Raw genomic sequence first — 19,681 nt, 5'->3', positions numbered from 1 at the left:
TCACTCACCTTATTTATTTTACTTTTTTTAAACTTAATTTATTTTGTTACGCACTTGGGCTTTGTTGGGAGCCCATCACGCCTAATCCGTCCACCTCAACAATCGTAATCGAGAGCTGTCTAGATAAATCAACATCAATAGGTGCCTTTAACGGCTCGCCATACTCATCGCTAATGATGCGAATAACTGGACGTTGAGGGATGTCACTACTAATTTTTGCAACAACTCCTCGTTGTCCTGTGCTTAGCTTCACCGTCAAACCAAGTGGATAAATCACTACACGATCACGAAATACTTCTAGCTTAGATTTCTCATACCAGGTACCTGAGCCAGTATATAGCACCTCTAACGCTTGATGTGGCAACATGGCTGAACGATAAACTCGGTGTGTTGTCATCGCATCAAAGGAGTCTACTATCCCTAACCAACGCGCAAACTCATGAATGTCGTTCCCACTAATGCCACGCGGATAACCTGATCCATCTATACGTTCATGATGCTGATACGCACAATGTGCCGAAAGTAAAGGAATACCTGCTTCGTCCTTTAACATGTTAAAGCCTGCTTCGGTATGTGTTTTCATTAATGTATATTCGTCGTCTGTTAGCTTACCTGGTTTGTTCAGAAGGGAAAGTGGTAATTGCGTTTTTCCAATATCATGTAGTAATGCTCCTAATCCTAACACAAGTAGCTCATCCTTGGAATAGCCATGAATCTGTCCTAACAACACAGTATAAATACAAACATTTAAGGAATGACGATACAAATAATGATCCATACTATTAATATTCATCATCATAATCATTACATCTTCTCTAGCACTAAGATCATCCATAATGGATTCAACAAGGCTCGAAAATGTTTTACCCAAATAAGGATACGTCATACTTTTCACAGCAGGACCTGTAAACTTACGAAAATTGTCACGTATTTCGCTCAGTGCTCTTCGTCTTGTCTCATCCTCAATCATATCATGAATAATAATATCTTCTGTACGCTCATCTGCAATATAAACTAAATCCAACCCATACATTTTTAAACGGCGAATAATTGAATCAGTTAACTCTGCATTTTCAGATAATAATATCATGCCATCTTCATTATAAATCTTTTTGCCTAAACGCATGCCAGGCAGTAAAGAATTTATAGATATTAAACGCAAATCAGTCCACATCTCTCTCTAAATATAATCACATCAATCAAAAGCATCTTTATTATTGCATTATAAACAACCAAAATAGTGCAGCAAGTATAAATCTGTAAATAGCAAAATGACGAAGCTTAATACGTTGAATAAATTTCAAAAAGATTAGAACAACAACATAGGCTACGATAAAGGCAACAATAAATCCAATTAGAAAGACACCCGCCGTTTGTCCTGTAATATAACGATAAGAATCCAGTAATTCATAGCCTGTTACTGCGCACATAATCGGAATCGCCATAATAAATGAAAAGTCAGTTGACGCTTTATAGCTTGCACCACTTAACATCCCACCCGCTATCGTTGAGCCTGATCTTGAAAAACCAGGCCAAAGTACGGATATACATTGATACAGCCCAATCGATAATGCTTGTTTATATGTTAGTCCATCTACCTGATTAGATACAGGTTTTTTTACATTATTAGCATACCATTCTGCGAAGATCATAAATAGACCACCAACGACTAGTGCCCACAGCACGGTAGAAGCGCTAAATAAGCTTTTTATAAAGTCTCTACAGAAAAATCCAACCAATAATGCAGGTGCAATCCCTAAAAAAATATGAATAACGTTTAGTTCATTTGCTGGTTTACTATTTTTAAAAAGCGTTGGCTTTTTGCCAAAACTTAATATTTGTTTTATTTTATCACGATATAACCAAGCAATGGCGAGAATTGCCCCTAGCTGTATAACAATCTCAAATGTTTTCATCTCCGCCGTTTGGTCATTAAAACCAAGCAGTTTAGTCGTCAAAATCATATGTCCAGTTGAAGATACAGGAATAAACTCCGTTAATCCTTCCACAATACCTAAAATAATCGCAACTATAAAGCTCATCTAAATCCTCCTAAATGGATATATTATATATCGGTCTTTACAAGCCAACGTTTTAAAGTGCTGTTTTCAACAGCATGAAGGGTTTGAAGCTCATTCTTTAAAAGATCACGTAAAAACTGAGGTAAAAAATAAACTTTATCTTCCCCCATCTGTAACCCCTCATAACCGATGCCAAACGTAAACATATCCAATGTGCCTACACTATATTGCTGCTCTAGCTGAAGAGGGACACCTTGTACAAAAATTTTCAAAATTTTATGATAGTCTGGAAGTTCAGGATTGTAAATAATTTCGATTCCATCTACACAAATTCCACCTAATACTTTCCCGCGAAATCCATATCCATAAATTTCTTTATCGTAATATTCTGAAAGCAAAGATTGTTCCAGTGCATATTTAATGTCCTGGCCCAGTAGTGTCATTTTACAAGCATTTATCGGTGACGGACAACGAGCATGTAACATCATTTCACTAATATCGCCCGCTGGCAACTCTTCTAATAGCTGTCCACTATTTATTATAGAAATTTGACTGCCTGTACAACGGCGCACAGCTTGGGCTAACAAATTACCAAAGGGTGATTCCTCTTTATAATCAATTGATAATGTCTGAGGAATAACAGCGATGGATTGCCCCATGGAAATTTCAGCCTGCTTATGATGAAAATCAATACAATCTTTCACCTTTTCATCCATTGGTCCATCCTCAACGGAAATACATCGAGCTTCAGTTATTTTTAAACTATCTCCAAGTTTAGGTTGGTCAAATACGATCCGTCCCATATATCGTCCAAACTTTCCAGCTGCCGAGATCGCAGTATGATTAATATAAAGCGGCTCTTCTAGTAAATGGTGGGTATGACCTCCAAGGATAACGTCAATACCTTCAACCGTCTCCGCTAACGTTTTATCAAAAGGTAAACCCATATGTGACATCACAATAATTAAGTCTACCTGAGATCGTAGGCGCTGAACTGAGCTAGCAATTGTATTGATAGGATCCGTAGCTTCGATCCCCAACAAGTCATAAAATAAAGTATAGGGTACTGTTGCCCCTATTAGGCCGATCCGCAGATTACCTTTGTGAATAATGACTTCAGACCTCATATAATCTGGAATGTGATTATTTTCTTTCTTCTTAATGTTTCCACAGACAACAGGGCAAGCCAAACGGCTATACACCTCTTCTAACTGATGTGGAGTAAAAGTAAGTCCTTCATTATTACCGATGGTAATCGCATCATAACGCATTAAATTCAACACATCTACGTTAACCTTGCCCATTGTACCTTCTGTCTCCAAAAAAGCACGATCCATATGATCACCGATATCCAGAAGTAAGACGTCAGTATGTTGTTGCTGACGTTGTTCTTCAACCATAGCTGAAATCCGAGGCATCACGTCAAAATGACTATGAAGGTCATTTGTATACAATATTGTTAATGATTGATGAATGTTATTTTCATCCGACACCTGTGCCCCTCCTTGCCTATCCACGTACGATCCTAGTTCTTTTTATTTTTTTGTTTACACCATATTATATACCTCCTATTAATATTTTGTCTTCTTATTAAAAGATATGTTGTTATGGAACACGACATTCATTCCTACACTGAACTAGACCTAAAAAAAGTACGAGCTGAAATGTTCATTGTCAATCTATTTCTTTCTTGATATTATGGAAGAAAATTCTTAATTCAAAGGTGGCTGTATTATTGAGAGTACATATTATGGACCTTGTTCCAGGCGATCAATTGCAGGATGATACGTTTAATCATGCTGGTGTATTAGTTCTTCGAAAAGATGCAACATTAAGCCATGAATCTATTGCTAGATTACTGCAGCACAGTATCGATTATATCGATATTATTGAAAGAAAAATTGATTTAGAGCACACTGCTGATAAACATCCCTCACATACAGCCTATACAAAAGTTAATCAGCAATTTCATCTTGCGATAGATCAATTTGAGCATCTATTCCTTACTGTTTTAGCAGAAGGCACTTATGAAGACAACAAGATGGAGCAATTGCTACAGCCTGTAGTTTCGACACTTGAAGAGCAAAAGGATGTTGTCTCCTTATTACTGCTCCTGCACGAGCAACAAACCGACGATTATACATACAATCATTCACTACAGGTCGGTATGCTGGCGTATTATATCGCTAAGTGGCTCCATTATAGTGACGAGGAAGCCTATATAGTAAGCAAAGCCGGATTTTTAATTGATATTGGGAAAAGCAAGCTCTCATCTTCAATTGTGAACAAGCCTGGGCGCCTAACCGACCAAGAATTTGCTGAAATTAAAAAGCACCCTGAGTATAGCTATAATATCATTATGGAATCAACAAAAGATGAAATCTCTGCACTTGTTGCCTTGCAGCATCATGAACGTGAGGATGGAAGCGGTTACCCAAAAGGACTTCATGGTCAAGACATTCATCCTTATGCTAAAATTGTTGCTGTAGCCGATGTATACACCGCCATGATCTCTAATCGTATCTATCAGACAAAGCAAGAGCTACTTACTGTTTTAAAAGAATTAAATACACTTAGCTTTGGCAAATTAAGCCCAGAACCTACACAGGCACTTATTAAACATTTGCTTCCTAACTTTATTGGTAAAAAGGTCTTATTAAGTACAGGTGAATCTGGTATTATTGTTATGACTAGTCAAACCGACTTTTTTCGTCCACTCGTACAAACTGACACCACCTTTATTGATTTAGCTCGAAAACCCGAAATTACGATACAAGAAGTATATTTATAATATGATATGAGTTTTTATTAATTTATAATAGTTTTGCTATAAAAGCAGGACCACAAGGATCTTCCTTGTGGTCTTCAATTTAAAATTAAAATAATTTTTTGTCTAAATTGCTGATTCATGACTAAATTAGGAGGATTTTTACACAATTTATCGAAAAAATATATACTTGACACCCGCCTGATGAGACCTGCGACGGAACGGGTCGAAAGCCTAACTCATGGCTCGCGGATATCCGTCATACGGACGCAGTGCACTGTGGACGTTTTACGTTTTTTGTATAAAGTACCGCAACCATTAAGCTCTATACAAAAGCAATAGATACGATAAAGGACTAGGGGCTGTTCAATTTGGAAAAAATGATGATCCGAAAAATTGAGGAACTCCGGTTGGAATTAAATAAACTAAGTGCTAGCAAACATTTGGCCGACCGGGAAGTGATACAAATGAGTCAGCAACTAGATGAAGCATTAAATGAATACAACCAACTCAGATCACAAGGACAGTTCAAATAGTTATCGGGACACCACAGGACACCTCCTGCTTGGTGTCCCCCTATCGTCGTTTCTACCCCTGTTTTACATTTTTTATATTTTTTGATATAAATTACAGCCCCTTTTATTCCCTTTTTCTAATTTCCCTTCACAAAACCTATAAACTGTTATATTTTTACACATTCTATTTGTTTTGTTCATATGTAAATGTTTCCAATTAAGTTACTGTAATAATAAGGAAAACACCTTAAATATAGGAGGATGATTCATATGAAGCATACAAACAGACAAGTGTATTTTGTTGGTGGCGGGCTTGCATCTTTATCAGGAGCGGCCTACTTAGTTCGTGATTGTAAAATGGAAGGTAAAAATATTCATATTTTAGAAAGTATGCACGTTTTAGGTGGCTCCAATGATGGGATTGGTACACCTGAGGGTGGGTTTGTCGCTCGTGGTGGGCGTATGCTAAATGAAGAAACCTATGAAAATTTCTGGGAGCTATTTTATACTATCCCTTCGATTCATCAGGAAGGCATGAGTGTGAGTGAAGAAATTATTGCTTTTGATGAAAAAAATCCTACTCATTCCAACGCACGTTTGGTGGATAAGGATGGTCAAGTGGTTGACGTGATGAGCATGGGGTTTGATAAACATGATCGGATCGCAATGGCGAAATTGATCGTAACACCTGAAGAAAAACTTGATTATGTTAAAATCTCCGACTGGTTTAGCCCTCATTTCTTTACAACTAACTTCTGGTATATGTGGCAAACTACATTTGCTTTCCAAGAATGGTCTAGCCTTTTTGAATTTAAACGTTATATGCTTCGTATGATGTTTGAATACTCCCGCATCCAAACGCTTGAGGGTGTGACAAGAACACCTTACAACCAATATGATTCCGTCATTTTACCACTTCAAACTTACTTAGAAAAAGCAGGCGTTGACTTTTCGATCAAATGTACCGTAACTGACCTTGACTTCGCAGATGGAGATGGAATTACAGTAACGGCCATTCATTGTGAAGAAGAAAGTGGACATAAAATAATTAAACTCCAGCCTGACGATCTTTGTATTGTGACGAATGGTTGTATGACTGATGCAGCCACGTTAGGAAACTATAAAACACCAGCACCTTATTCTCCTGAAAATCCAATCTCTGGTATGCTATGGACAAAAATAGCTAATAAGAAGCAAGGACTTGGTAATCCACAGCCATTTTTCGGTAATCCTGAAGAAACAAATTGGGAGTCATTCACAGTTACACTAAACGGAAATAAACTACTTAAAAAAATAGAGAAGTTCTCCAGAAATGTTCCTGGTAGTGGCGCACTAATGACCTTTAAAGATTCATCTTGGCGTCTATCCATTGTTGTTGCGGCTCAGCCCCACTTCATAAACCAACCTAAGGATCAAACGATTTTCTGGGGTTATGGATTATATACAGACCGAATTGGCGACTATGTAAAAAAACCAATGCGGGATTGCACCGGTGAGGAAATATTCACGGAGCTTATGCATCACCTTCATTTCGATGATGAGCTAGAAGAAATTAAGAAGGATATTGTTAATGTTATTCCTTGTATGTTGCCATATACAGATGCTCAGTTCCAACCAAGAGCCATGAGTGACCGACCTAAGGTCGTACCTGAAGGCTCCACTAACTTAGCATTAATAAGTCAATTCGTAGAAATCCCAGAGGATATGGTCTTTACAGAAGAATATTCGATCCGCGCTGCTCGTATAGCCGTATACACATTAATGGGGGTTAATCGTCCAGTTTGTCCTGTCACCCCACATGCTAGCAATGTAAATACATTACTGAAAGCACTTGTAACTAGCTACCGCTAGATCAGTAAGAATTAAACATTAAAATTCACAATTTTAATATTGGTTCTTTATTTAAATTAAGTGGTTGTCAACCAACTCAAGCTAGCGAAGGGACAGATTACATCTCCATTGTTGACAACCACTAATTTTTATTTAGAGCCTTAATATTTAAATACAATTTTAATTCTACAATAATCCTTGATAATATAAACCATCATTTGGATAAACGGCTACAGTCTGAAAATACATATACCGCTTTTCTTCCTCTTGATTTTCTTCACACATCTCCTGAAACCAAGCTTCCTGCATATCTTCTTCACTAAATGCGTGGGGACGCCATAAGCTTAAACCTATATTTTCAAGCGTACATTCCGTCTCATCCTCCATTTCTTCCTCACAACGCACAACCTCACTTAGCTTACTCACTACTTCCTCTGCTTTCGTACGGAACACATCTATGTCATAACATACACAATCAAAAAAGGTCATCAGTTCTCTAACAATTTCAATAAAAATAACAGTGCCTTGTTTACCATATTCTATTTTAATACCACTCTCAAAAATTTGCCCATAGTACAGCTCATTTCCATGTTCGTCACGATAGGATCTATTTTCATATTTTTCTTTATAATTATTTATGTGAGTCTCTATCTCTTCCTTACTCATGCCTAATTTAATAGTTCCAATACCTACGCCTGGTTCAATAACTAGTTTATTGTCACTCATCGTGTAATTCATAGGTTGCACTCCTTGTTGGTGTATTAAGATAGATGATACTAAATTATATCACCTGTTTATGCTGGTCAATAAACATTGGGAAATATGTCTCTATTGATTTATATATGGTATATTTTTGTATTCCCTTAGCTTGTTCAAGGGTTTGAAGAGATAATTGATAATAGCATAAAAAGGAATAAACAGCGCAACACCTACAATAAACCTTGTCCAATAAGTCATAGTTTCCTCTTTCCTCATGGTATATGTAGTGAATTAATTTAAATAAAATTACTTTATGTTATCTTTTTTCTTAATAAATATAACAAGCAAAAACCCCATTAAAAATACGGAATACCAGTTATTTAGATTTAAATAAATCTTATTAAACATAGTGTAAATTCCAATAAAAGCTCCTAAACATAAGCATACTATAAAAACAAAATCTACTTTAGTCATTTTAAGCTGTTTAAAACTAAGAATCACATAAATTAATGCAGCAATAACAAAAACATTTGATTTAATGCCTAAACATAAATTCAATATGGATAATGCAAAAAAATGATTATTACAGCAAATAAACTTTTAACTTTCATTTCCACGATTCCACCTTACTATCACCTGTACCCTAAGTTGTATTATTCCAGATTTTTTTCATTGATACACAATGCTTCTCGTTGTCTTTTTATTAATTCCACTATATAGTGTTATTTTACAATGGTCAATTTTATAAAAGATGATAAATTTAGTAAGGTAACTAAAAAAGAACCCGTACATTATTGTACGGATTCCTTTTTTAAAATCTAACTTCCCTTAACCAATCGAACCTTCCATCTCGAATTTAATCAATCTGTTCATCTCCACCGCATATTCCATCGGTAGCTCCTTCGTAAATGGCTCAATAAAGCCCATTACGATCATTTGAGTTGCTTCGGCTTCACTTAAACCCCGGCTCATCAAGTAGAACAATTGATCCTCGGATACTTTCGATACGGTCGCTTCGTGCTCCAATACGATGTTATCATTCATGATTTCATTGTATGGAATTGTATCAGAAGTAGATTGATTATCTAAAATCAAGGTATCACATTTAATGTTGGACTTAGCACCTTCTGCTTTACGTCCAAAGGAAGCTAGACCACGATACGTTACTTTACCGCCATGCTTACTAATGGACTTAGAAACGATAGTGGAAGTTGTATCTGGAGCTAAGTGAATCATTTTTGCTCCTGCATCCTGTAATTGTCCTTTACCTGCAACAGCAATTGACAATACGCTACCTTTTGCCCCGCGGCCTTTTAAGATTACAGCAGGATATTTCATCGTAAGCTTGGAGCCAATGTTGCCATCCACCCATTCCATGTTCGCATTTTCCTCAGCAACTGCACGTTTTGTAACCAAGTTATAAATATTTGGTGCCCAGTTTTGAATCGTTGTATAACGAACACGAGCATTTTTCTTAACCAAAATTTCTACAACCGCACTGTGCAATGAGTTTGTGCTATAGACAGGTGCTGTACAGCCTTCTACATAATGCACAAAGCTGTCCTCATCCGCAATAATCAATGTACGCTCAAATTGTCCCATATTTTCCGAGTTAATACGGAAATACGCTTGGAGTGGCACTTCACATTTTACACCTTTAGGTACGTAGATGAAGCTACCACCAGACCATACCGCACTGTTAAGCGCAGCAAATTTATTATCCGCTGGAGGTATAATCGTACCGAAGTATTCCTTCAATAACTCAGGATGCTCTTTAAGTGCTGTATCGGTATCCATGAAGATAACGCCTTGATCCTCAAGCTCCTTTTGCATACTGTGGTATACAACCTCTGATTCATATTGCGCAGACACACCAGCCAAAAACTTTTGCTCTGCTTCTGGAATCCCTAGCTTATCAAAGGTTTCCTTAATTTCGGATGGGACCTCTTCCCATGTTTTCCCTTGTCTTTCAGAAGGCTTCACATAGTATTGAATATCGTTAAAATCCAACTCGCTTAAATCTCCGCCCCATTCTGGGTTCGGCATTTTCTCGAATTGCTCTAATGATTTCAGACGGAAATCAAGCATCCATTGTGGTTCATCCTTCATACGTGAAATCTCAGTTACAATCTCACGCGTTAAACCCTTTCCTGATTGGAACACAGACTTATGCTCATCACGAAAGCCATATTTGTACTCTTCCATTTCCGGCGCTTTTTTAGCCATAGTGAACACCCTCCTTATAATTAGTTATTTTCATTGATCCCTTTTTTCAAGGCGTTCCATGCCAACGTCGCACACTTAATTCGAGCAGGGAATTTATTCACACCAGATAATGCTTCTAAATCCTCATAGTCGTCAAATGTAACCTCTTCACCCTGCATCAAATGTGAAAAGCGATCTGCGTAATCTAACGCCTGCTCAACTGTTTTTCCTTTTATTGCTTCTGTCATCATGGAAGCTGAAGAGATGCTAATAGAGCATCCTTCCCCTGTATGACGTGCATCCTTTACGATGTTATCCTCAACGACAAGCTGTAACGAAATGCGATCCCCACAGGTTGGATTGTTTAATTCAATTGTAACTGAGTTTTCATCCAATTTCCCGCGATTACGAGGTTTTTTATAATGATCCATAATGACACGGCGGTATAAATCATCCAGTTCCATTAGGCAAAATACTCCTTTGTCTGGATTAAAGCCTCTACTAAGGAGTCAATATCCTGTTTCGTATTGTATAGATAAAAGCTGGCTCTAGCCGTAGAACTAGCCTCTAGCCAACGCATTAGCGGCTGACAGCAATGATGACCTGCACGAATCGCTACGCCTTTAGTATCTAAAACGGTGGCTACATCATGTGGATGAACATCAAGAAGGTTAAAGGTAATAACCCCTACTTCGCGATGACGTGGTCCATACAAAGTAACTCCCTCAATTTCAGATAGACGTGACATTGCATAATTAGCTAGCTCTTTTTCATGCGCTTGAATGGCGTCCATACCAATGCTCTCTAGGAAGTCAATGGCAGCACTAAGTCCAATCGCACCTGCAATGATCGGTGTGCCTCCCTCAAACTTACCTGGAAGCTCCTTCCATGTAGATTCATATAAACCTACATCGTTAATCATTTCTCCACCAAATTCAATCGGCTCCATCGCTTCAAGCAAATGCTTTTTGCCATATAAAGCACCGATACCAGTAGGTGCACACATTTTATGACCAGACAACGTATAAAAGTCACAATCGAGTTCCTGTACATCTATCTTCATATGTGGAGTACTTTGTGCACCATCTACCGCAATTACAGCACCGTGACGGTGTGCAATTTCTGCAATGGCTTTTACGGGATTGACTACACCTAATACGTTAGATACATAAGCAATGGCAACAATTTTTGTTTTATCCGTAATTGTTTTTTCAACATCCTCAAGCTCGATGTGGCCATCGGGTTGCATAGGTATATATTTAAGTGTCGCTTTCTTTCTTAGGGCTAATTGCTGCCAAGGGATTAGATTACTATGATGCTCCATTTGAGTGATCACAATCTCATCACCCTCCGCAACATTAGCCTCACCATAGGATGAAGCAACTAAATTAATTGCTGTTGTCGTTCCTCTTGTAAAAATAATTTCTTCGGCATGCTTAGCTCCAATAAACTTCGCTACCTTAATCCGAGCATTTTCATAACCCTCTGTAGCTCTACTCCCTAGAGTATGCACACCACGATGCACATTCGCATTATCCCACTCATAATAGTGCATGAGCGCATCAATTACAGCCTTAGGCTTCTGAGAACTCGCCGCGCTATCCAAATATACAAGCGGGTGTCCGTTAACCTGTTGATGTAATATCGGAAATTGCTCCCTAATTAGTTCAGCATTCATTACGCTAACTTCCCTTCAATTAACCCTTGTAATTGCTTTTGAAGTTGCTCTAACGGGATATCTGAAACGACAGGTGCTAGGAATCCATAAATAATTAGACGCTCTGCATCTGCACGTGAAACACCACGAGACATTAAATAATAAATCTGCTCTGCGTTTACTTTACCAACCGAAGCGGCGTGACCTGCAGTAACATCGTCTTCGTCAATAAGCAAAATTGGGTTGGCATCCCCACGTGCTTTAGGACTTAACATAAGCACTTTTTCAGTTTGCTCCCCATTTGCTTTTGTCGCACCCTTTTCAATCTTCGTGATTCCATTAATGATTGCAGTTGCTTCTTCTCTCATTACTGCGCGAGTAATCATTTGACTATCAGAGCTTTTACCGAAATGAATCGCTTTTGTTGTATAATTCAAACGCTGTGAGCCAGAACCAACAGCAATAATTTTTGCGTCAGAAGTAGAACCATTTCCATTTAATATGGATAACGTTTCGCTCATTGCATCACCGTTGTTCATTTCACCAACAATCCACTCGATGCTACCATCATTGTCAACGATCGCGCGACGATACGTTAGGTCAGTGACAGCAAGCTCAAACTGGTGTACAGAAGCAAATCTTACCTTTGCACCCGCACCAACAAAAACTTCTGCAACACCATGATGGACAACCTGCTCCACATTACCTGCAGTAATATAATTATCTACATAAGTAATTTGACTGTTTGCTTCTGCAACAACGATAACATGAGGTGCAAAACCTTTACTACTATCATCTAACACAAAAATGCTTTGAAGTGGAACTGAAATCTCGACATTTTTAGGTACGTATAAGAACACACCACCATGCCAAAGTGCTGAATGTAACGCACTAACTGCATTTTCGTCCGTCTTCACTGCTGTATGCAAATATTTTTGAACAAGCTCAGGATGGTTAGCTACAGCACTTTGCAAATCTGTAAATATAACACCCTTTTCTGCTAATTCATTAGACAATGCTGTGTATACTGAACCAGAGTTACGGAAAACAACTAAATTTGTATGTTGTTCTTCATCTATCAATGAGCTTGCTTCAGCTGGAATTTCTGTTAACTTAGACAAGGCTGTCTGCTGAAGACTCCCGTAGTTTTGTAGGTTCCAACGCTCCAATTTTGTTTTTTCAAGTTTAGGTAATTGAAGCTCACCTGCCAAGGTGATGCCTTTAACTCTTGATTCTGTCAACCAAGCTGGCTCGCCTCGATTAGCAGAGGCTTGTTTAATTTCCTCTAAAGTGGTTGGCAGAAGTATTGATGTTGTCATATCGATTCTCCCCCCCGCTTAGTTTTCTTGTCCTACAGTTTCATCAACAATACCTAATTCTTCTTTAATCCAATCATAACCATCTTGTTCAAGACGTTCAGCAAGCTCTGGACCTCCAGATTTAACGATACGTCCTTGCATCATAACGTGAACAAAATCAGGTTTTACATAGTTCAATAAGCGTTGATAGTGAGTGATGATTAAAAATCCACGTTCTTCACTACGCATTGCATTTACACCGTTAGCAACAATACGAAGAGCATCAATATCCAGACCGGAGTCAATCTCATCAAGCACGACAATTTTAGGGTCAAGCAACATCATTTGCAAAATTTCGTTACGTTTCTTTTCACCACCAGAGAAACCTTCGTTTAAATAACGGTGTGCAAATTCAGGATTCATTTCTAATTCCTTCATTTTGCCTTCCATTTGGCGGATAAATTTAATTAAAGAGATTTCGCTGCCTTCTTCTCGACGTGCATTAATCGCACTACGCAAAAAGTCAGAGTTCGTTACACCCGCAATTTCACTTGGGTATTGCATAGCAAGGAACAGTCCTGCACGTGCACGCTCATCAACTTCCATCTCAAGTAGATCTTCACCATCTAACGTTGCTGTACCTTCAGTTACTTCATATTTAGGATGTCCCATCAATGCAGAAGCAAGTGTACTTTTACCTGTTCCGTTAGGACCCATAATCGCGTGGATTTCTCCGCCCTTAATTTCAAGATTAATTCCTTTAAGGATTTCCTTACCTTCAATTACTGCCTTTAAGCCCTCTACCTGAAAATGTGTAGACATAAGTTAAGCCCCTCCATTTTTATGAGTATGATAAATAATATAGTTTCCTATATTGATTACTTATATTGCTTTAAGCTATCACCTATATTATCATAATAATTATTAAATTATAATAATTCTAGTTGATTATCATTGATTCTCACATCATATTAACTCTTTTCGGTTATATTATCAACTTTTTGTGCGGAATATCACTTAAAATTTTGCACAATTCGTCGATTTTTACCGTTATTTTATTTTAGCTCATTCCTTTAGAACATTCCAACCAACCAGTAATTAATTTAGAACCTAAATATGAATTGATATAGTAAACTTTTTACATTATTTTATATAAAAATAAATGCTTTAGGACTATGCGCCTACTCCTACTGGTGATATTATTATTTATATATGTTTTTTTATTAAAGGCATTTGATTTAAATCAATTTTTTGCATTTTTTTGCATCATGAAGTAATTATTGAAAATGTTTTTTTGGGGGAAATATGGATAATAACAGCGACAATACACAAGACGGATTAGGCTATCTATTTAATGTTGAGATTTTAGTGAAGGATTCCTCTAATGCCAAAGCCTTGCAGGAACTACTAAACGTATTAAATCAAGCCGACAAAATTATCGATTATCGTATCAATTCTGGAATGGAGTTAGGGAAAATTATTGAGGGCTTATTAGCTGAACAAAAGCAGGTCAAATTAAACAACGGTCAAAAACAATCTGCAAGTAGCAATGATGTCAAACAAAAAAACAATTCTTCTTCTACATCTAAACCTAAAAAAGAAGAACAAGCAAAAAAAGAAGCTGCTGGCGATTTTACAATGAGTAATGACTTTAATGAGTGGCTTAAAAAAATCATTTCGGAAAATAAACTTATTAGAATCGTTTATGATAAAGGTGGAAAAAGAGTAAGTATTCCTTGTCGTATCCTTAACTTTTTACCTGAAAGCTATGCAATTAATGTGTATCATGTGGATGAAAAACAAGTGTATACGTTTAATCTTAATCAAATTATTGATTTTATTGAAAAATAACTCAAAAAAGCTATCATTCCTTCACTTATAAGGCTAGCCCCTGTTTGTGAGACAGGGTTAGTCCCTTGTGCTGGATGATAGCTCTTTTTATAAAATTAAGTTACGTTATGTTTTTATTCTTAATTATTGCAACGGCAAACATAAGCCATCCAGCAATAAAACTAACTCCACCTAATGGTGTAATGGGTCCAAACCATTTAGCACCAGTTAAGGACAAGCCGTACAGACTACCCGAAAATAAAATTATACCACTTAAAAATAATCGGTTTGCCCATAACAATTTTTTATTGTCTGTCCGCCACTGTGCTGCAACTAGCGTAGTCACTAATATCCCAATGGAATGAATCATATGATAATGAACCCCTGTTTTAAAAGTTTCTAACGATTTTGGACTAAGCATGGAACTAAGGATATGTGCCCCAAAAGCACCTAATCCAACTGCAAGTGCCATTAAGACGGCACCAATAACAAAATATTTCTTTTGCATCCTCTTATCGCCTCCCTAGTGAATTACTTTGCCAGAACCTTTATAAAAATGCAACGGAACGAGGATTAAAATAGTATAATAATAGAAAATAGCTACAAATCGCTTTTTTTGGTAAAATGAAATTTGATATATTTAAAAGGCTCTATTCAGAAATTAGTGCTTGACAATAGGATTCTTGTAGCTACGCTCCAGAGCGTTCTTGCGATTGTTGTTAAAATCATATTCCTATTATTGAAGTATATTTATGGATGGAATTTGATTTTAAGAGACAATCTTCAGAATCGTTCTATCTCTTCGCTAGTTTGGGTTAGCGGTCAAGCACTGATTTCAAGATTGAGCCGTTTAGAATATGCTTTTGCTAGGTTAAAACTGAATCATCTAATTGCTAAGGAGATACTTATGTCTAAAACTAAAATATTTACAGACAGCACCTCAGATTTACCGTCATCTTGGGCATCTCAATATGATATTGGTATTGTTCCGCTTTACGTTGTTTTTAATCAGGAAAGCTATAAAGATGGAATCGAAATTTCACCTAATGATATTTATAAAAGAGTAGCCGAAAGTAATCAATTGCCAAAAACATCTGCACCAACACCTAAAGATTTTATGGATGCATTTGCACCAGTCATTGAGCAAGGCCATGATATCGTGTATATCAGCTTATCCTCACAAATCTCATCCACGTATCAAAACGCAGTGATTGCGGCAAGCGAATTCCCAGAGGGAAGAGTACAAATTGTAGATTCACTAACGTTATGTACAGGGATATCCCTGCTAGTCATGAAGGCAGTGAAGGCGGCAGAGGAAGGAAAAAGTGCTGATGAAATAGTGACAATGCTAGAATCACTGCGTCACCAAGTAGAAACTGAGTTTGTCATTGACACATTAGAGTATTTATACAAAGGTGGTCGATGCTCAGGAATGCAGCACTTTATAGGTAGCCTTTTACAGATTCGACCTGTGTTAAGACTTGTTGAAGGAAATATTATTCCTGCTCATAAAGTAAGAGGAAAAAAGGAAAAAGCAGTTCAGCAAATGCTTAATAATGCATTAGAAAATCGCCATCACATGGACACTGATCTAATTTTTGTTGTCCATACATTAGCCGAAGAAGAGGCGCTAAAGGTTGCTGCAATTTTAAGAGAACAAACAAATGTCAAAGAGATCGCAATTGCAGAAGCAGGATGTGTCATTTCTAGCCATTGTGGACCTCATACGCTTGGACTTATGTATATTAAAAAGGATTAACATCATACACTTTTGTTACATATCCTCTCACAGGGACGAATATACTGATGTACAGTGATTGTACATCGGTAGTCACCCTAGGGAGGTGTTTTTGTTATGTCATCATCTTCTCGTAGCCCCTATAGCTTTATCGTCTCAAGAGAGGACTGGTCTTTGCATCGCAAAGGTTATCAGGATCAACAAAGACATCAGGAAAAAGTCAGAGAAGTCATCAAAAATAATTTACCTGACTTAATTACAGAAGAAAATATTATACTGTCAAATGGTAAGCAAGTGATTAAAATTCCATTACGTAATTTGGAGGAATATCGGTTTATTCATAATTACCAAAAGCACAAGCATGTTGGTCAGGGAGATGGTCATAGCGAAGTGGGTGATATTTTAGGCAAAGACACCCCTAGCCCAGATAAAACGCAAGGTGGGGAAGCGGGGAATCAACCTGGCTACGATGTTGTTGAAGCTGAAATCGAGGTTGAAGAAATTGAAGACATGATCTTTGAGCAATTTCAGTTACCTTTTATAGAAGAAAAACAAAAGGATGAAATTGAAACGATCTCGTATCAGTTTAATGATATTCGCAAAACAGGTATTTTTTCTAACATCGATAAAAAACAAACGATACTCCATAATTTACGCCGTAATGCGCGTCAAGGCAAACCAGGCATACACGGCATTTCTCCCGAAGATTTGCGATTTAAAACGTGGGAGGATGTGGTGGAGCCTAGATCAAATGCGGTCATTATTGCGATGATGGATACCTCTGGCTCGATGGGGAATTACGAAAAATATTGCGCACGTAGCTTCTTTTTTTGGATGGTTCGTTTTTTACGGCGGCAATACCAGCAGGTTGAAATTGTTTTCCTTGCCCATCATACCGAAGCAAAGGAAGTTAATGAAGACGACTTTTTTAATCGAGGTGAAAGTGGCGGAACGATCTGCTCGTCAGTGTACAAAAAGGCACTGGAGATCATTGATGAGCGCTTCCCTCCTTCCTCCTACAATATTTATCCTTTTCACTTTTCGGATGGGGACAATTTAACCTCTGATAATGAACGTTGCGTCAAGCTCATTCACGAGCTATTAAAGCGTTGTAATATGTTTGGTTATGGTGAAGTAAACCAATACAATCGGGGAAGCACCTTAATGAGTGCTTATCGACACCTTAAGCATGATCACTTTATGCACTACATTATTAAGGAAAAAAGTGATGTATATCGTGCATTAAGCCACTTTTTTGGTAAGCAGGAAGAGGAGGTTGGAACGTGAGAACAGAGCTTGCTGAGCTAGAATATGCCATTTCAGAAATTATGGAAATTGCGGACGGCTTTGGACTTGACTATTTTCCGATGCGTTATGAGATTTGCCCTTCTGATATGATTTATACGTTTGGTGCGTATGGTATGCCCACTCGATTTGGACATTGGAGCTTTGGCAAAGCGTTTCATAAAATGAAGCTGCAATACGATTTAGGTCTAGGTAAAATTTATGAGCTAGTTATTAACTCTAATCCTTGTTACGCCTTCTTATTAGAAGGAAATTCCTTAATCCAAAATAAAATGATTGTGGCTCATGTGCTTGCCCATTGCGACTTCTTTAAAAATAACTGCCGCTTTGCCGCAACGAATCGGGACATGATTGAGACGATGTCTGCCACGGCTGAGCGGATCAAGCACTATGAATTAAGGTACGGTAGAAATCAGGTTGAGCAGTTCATTGATGCAGTAATCGCTATTCAAGAGCATATTGATCCTGGGCTCATCCAACCTCACCATATGAATAAACGCCGCCAAATGGAGAAATTAATTGAATTAGCGAAAAAAGATAATCAAGATCAAGGCGAAATTCCCCTCTTCCCACCTAAACCTGAAAAGGATGTCGTTTGGTTTATTCAAGAGTATTCGTCAACATTGGAAGAATGGCAACGAGATATCATGAGTATGCTTCGCAATGAAATGTTGTACTTTTGGCCACAAATGGAAACAAAAATTATGAATGAAGGTTGGGCATCGTATTGGCATCAACGTATTATACGGGAGCTTCCTTTATCCAGTGAGGAAACGATTGAATACGCTAAGCTCAACTCCTCTGTCGTCCAGCCCTCCACTCATACGCTAAATCCGTATTACTTAGGGCTGAAAATTTTCGAGGATATTGAACAACGTTATAACAACCCAACCCAAGAAGAACAAGAGCGACTGGGATGGAAACCAAACCGTGGCAGGGATAAAATATTTGAAGTCCGTGAGCTTGATAGCGATACTTCCTTTTTACGCAATCATATGACAAAGAAATTAGTCGAGGATTTAGATTTATACGTATTTGAAAAGCAAGGCACAGAATGGAAAATTACTGATAAAGCTTGGGAACATGTACGTGACGAACTAGTAAATAGCCGAATCAATGGTGGTTTTCCTTATATCGTTGTGAGTGACGGAAATTATATGCGCAACGGCGAGCTATTATTGCTTCACCAATACCAAGGAACAGAGCTTGACCTTAAGTATCTGGAGAGAACACTCCCCTATGTGCATGTGCTGTGGGGAAAAACGGTTCACCTTGAAACGATGGTGGAGGATAAAGGGCTGTTGTATTCGTATGATGGGGTGAAGGTGAGTAAGAGATTTCTATGATGTTTGGGCAGCGTGGCGTTTTGAAGGTTGTTTCGAGCGCTTTTAAATCTGGATTCCTCTGTTTGAAGGGGTTAGGGAAGGAATCCAGATTTTAAATGCGCCGCTCCGCTTCTCCACAATCCTTCAAACCGCCACTGTAGCTGAACATAATAAGGAAATTCCTATCTCACCTCGGAATTTAAGTAATGGTAATAAAAGATTTCAAACTTAATCTTTTATTAATTTAGTGCTTACTGTTGTTTCGTTTCATGGATGCCGCCAGCGCTCTTAAATCTGGATTCCTTTCATTGTACTATAATTTAGTAGGAATCCAGATTTAAATGCGCCCGCTCCGCTTGTCGACCTCCTTCTCAACTCCACATTAGTAGGGCGATTCCTTGTATTCAGGAATCGCCCTACTTGCTTGGAGGGATTGTACTATCCCACAATCCCTCCAAGCTTTAATAATAGGTATGGAATCTGTGTTCACT

Annotated in this window: 17 protein-coding genes; 7 read left to right on the top strand and 10 right to left on the bottom strand. The window is 37.9% G+C overall.

Features of this window, described 5'->3' with window-relative positions; all coding sequences use genetic code 11:
• Nucleotides 1-46 precede the first annotated feature (46 nt).
• The 3 genes from ABE099_RS03350 to ABE099_RS03340 are packed head-to-tail and all read right to left on the bottom strand — an operon-like array spanning nt 47 to nt 3,514.
• A complete protein-coding gene (locus ABE099_RS03350) occupies nt 47-1,162 on the bottom strand; it encodes an HD-GYP domain-containing protein (protein WP_430027355.1) in 1,116 nt (371 codons plus the stop codon).
• 52 nt (nt 1,163-1,214) lie between these two features.
• Nucleotides 1,215-2,042: an undecaprenyl-diphosphate phosphatase gene (locus ABE099_RS03345; protein ID WP_430027353.1), complete on the bottom strand. Its 828-nt coding sequence runs from the start codon at nt 2,040-2,042 to the stop codon at nt 1,215-1,217.
• A gap of 23 nt (nt 2,043-2,065) precedes the next feature.
• On the bottom strand, nt 2,066-3,514 hold the full coding sequence (locus ABE099_RS03340; RefSeq protein ID WP_430027351.1) for a bifunctional metallophosphatase/5'-nucleotidase: 1,449 nt from the start codon (nt 3,512-3,514) through the stop codon (nt 2,066-2,068).
• A 242-nt stretch (nt 3,515-3,756) separates the two neighbouring features.
• Here ABE099_RS03340 and ABE099_RS03335 point away from each other — a divergent pair, with 242 nt between their 5' ends.
• The 3 genes from ABE099_RS03335 (at nt 3,757) to ABE099_RS03325 (ending at nt 7,154) form a co-directional block, all read left to right on the top strand.
• Entirely contained in the window at nt 3,757-4,812 is a 1,056-nt protein-coding gene (locus tag ABE099_RS03335; RefSeq protein WP_430027349.1) for an HD-GYP domain-containing protein, read from the top strand.
• Nucleotides 4,813-5,168: 356 nt separating this feature from the next.
• The gene (locus ABE099_RS03330; RefSeq protein WP_245251561.1) at nt 5,169-5,324 is read left to right on the top strand and encodes an aspartyl-phosphate phosphatase Spo0E family protein; all 156 of its coding nucleotides are present in this window, start codon (nt 5,169-5,171) and stop codon (nt 5,322-5,324) included.
• A gap of 240 nt (nt 5,325-5,564) precedes the next feature.
• Nucleotides 5,565-7,154, top strand: a complete 1,590-nt coding sequence (locus ABE099_RS03325; protein ID WP_430027347.1) for an oleate hydratase — start codon at nt 5,565-5,567, stop codon at nt 7,152-7,154.
• Between the two features lie 165 nt (nt 7,155-7,319).
• Here the strand turns inward: ABE099_RS03325 and ABE099_RS03320 are convergent, their stop codons facing one another.
• From ABE099_RS03320 to sufC, 6 genes are all read right to left on the bottom strand, one after another.
• Nucleotides 7,320-7,871 (bottom strand): hypothetical protein, encoded by a 552-nt coding sequence (locus ABE099_RS03320; RefSeq protein ID WP_430027345.1) that lies wholly within the window; start codon nt 7,869-7,871, stop codon nt 7,320-7,322.
• A 789-nt stretch (nt 7,872-8,660) separates the two neighbouring features.
• Nucleotides 8,661-10,058 carry a Fe-S cluster assembly protein SufB gene (sufB, locus tag ABE099_RS03315; RefSeq protein ID WP_430027343.1) on the bottom strand — a complete coding sequence of 466 codons (1,398 nt, stop codon included), beginning with the start codon at nt 10,056-10,058 and terminating at the stop codon, nt 8,661-8,663.
• Between the two features lie 20 nt (nt 10,059-10,078).
• On the bottom strand, nt 10,079-10,501 hold the full coding sequence (sufU, locus tag ABE099_RS03310; protein WP_430027341.1) for a Fe-S cluster assembly sulfur transfer protein SufU: 423 nt from the start codon (nt 10,499-10,501) through the stop codon (nt 10,079-10,081).
• Entirely contained in the window at nt 10,501-11,715 is a 1,215-nt protein-coding gene (locus ABE099_RS03305; protein ID WP_430027339.1) for a cysteine desulfurase, read from the bottom strand. Before ABE099_RS03305 ends, sufU begins: the two co-directional genes overlap by 1 nt.
• Nucleotides 11,715-13,013, bottom strand: coding sequence for a Fe-S cluster assembly protein SufD (gene sufD / locus ABE099_RS03300; RefSeq protein ID WP_430027337.1), 1,299 nt, complete (start codon nt 13,011-13,013; stop codon nt 11,715-11,717). Before sufD ends, ABE099_RS03305 begins: the two co-directional genes overlap by 1 nt.
• Nucleotides 13,014-13,031: 18 nt before the next feature.
• Nucleotides 13,032-13,814 carry a Fe-S cluster assembly ATPase SufC gene (sufC, locus tag ABE099_RS03295; RefSeq protein ID WP_210088917.1) on the bottom strand — a complete coding sequence of 261 codons (783 nt, stop codon included), beginning with the start codon at nt 13,812-13,814 and terminating at the stop codon, nt 13,032-13,034.
• A gap of 483 nt (nt 13,815-14,297) precedes the next feature.
• On the opposite strand from sufC, the gene ABE099_RS03290 reads away from it, so the two are divergent.
• The gene (locus ABE099_RS03290; protein ID WP_430027335.1) at nt 14,298-14,843 is read left to right on the top strand and encodes a hypothetical protein; all 546 of its coding nucleotides are present in this window, start codon (nt 14,298-14,300) and stop codon (nt 14,841-14,843) included.
• 100 nt (nt 14,844-14,943) lie between these two features.
• Here the strand turns inward: ABE099_RS03290 and ABE099_RS03285 are convergent, their stop codons facing one another.
• Entirely contained in the window at nt 14,944-15,330 is a 387-nt protein-coding gene (locus ABE099_RS03285; protein ID WP_430027333.1) for a DUF423 domain-containing protein, read from the bottom strand.
• A 399-nt stretch (nt 15,331-15,729) separates the two neighbouring features.
• Here ABE099_RS03285 and ABE099_RS03280 point away from each other — a divergent pair, with 399 nt between their 5' ends.
• The 3 genes from ABE099_RS03280 (at nt 15,730) to ABE099_RS03270 (ending at nt 19,211) form a co-directional block, all read left to right on the top strand.
• Complete coding sequence (locus ABE099_RS03280) at nt 15,730-16,581, top strand: DegV family protein (RefSeq protein WP_430027331.1); 852 nt, start codon at nt 15,730-15,732, stop codon at nt 16,579-16,581.
• A gap of 96 nt (nt 16,582-16,677) precedes the next feature.
• The gene (gene yhbH / locus ABE099_RS03275; RefSeq protein ID WP_430027329.1) at nt 16,678-17,847 is read left to right on the top strand and encodes a sporulation protein YhbH; all 1,170 of its coding nucleotides are present in this window, start codon (nt 16,678-16,680) and stop codon (nt 17,845-17,847) included.
• Between the two features lie 41 nt (nt 17,848-17,888).
• The gene (locus tag ABE099_RS03270; RefSeq protein ID WP_430030433.1) at nt 17,889-19,211 is read left to right on the top strand and encodes a SpoVR family protein; all 1,323 of its coding nucleotides are present in this window, start codon (nt 17,889-17,891) and stop codon (nt 19,209-19,211) included.
• The last annotated feature ends 470 nt before the right edge of the window (nt 19,212-19,681 follow it).

The sequence above is a fragment of the Paenibacillus turicensis genome (genome assembly GCF_050461185.1).
In the GTDB taxonomy this organism is placed as follows: Bacteria; Bacillota; Bacilli; order Paenibacillales; family Paenibacillaceae; genus Fontibacillus; species Fontibacillus turicensis_A.
The sequence above is the reverse complement of the archived record's forward strand: the minus strand, read 5'-3'. Positions and strand labels throughout refer to the sequence as shown.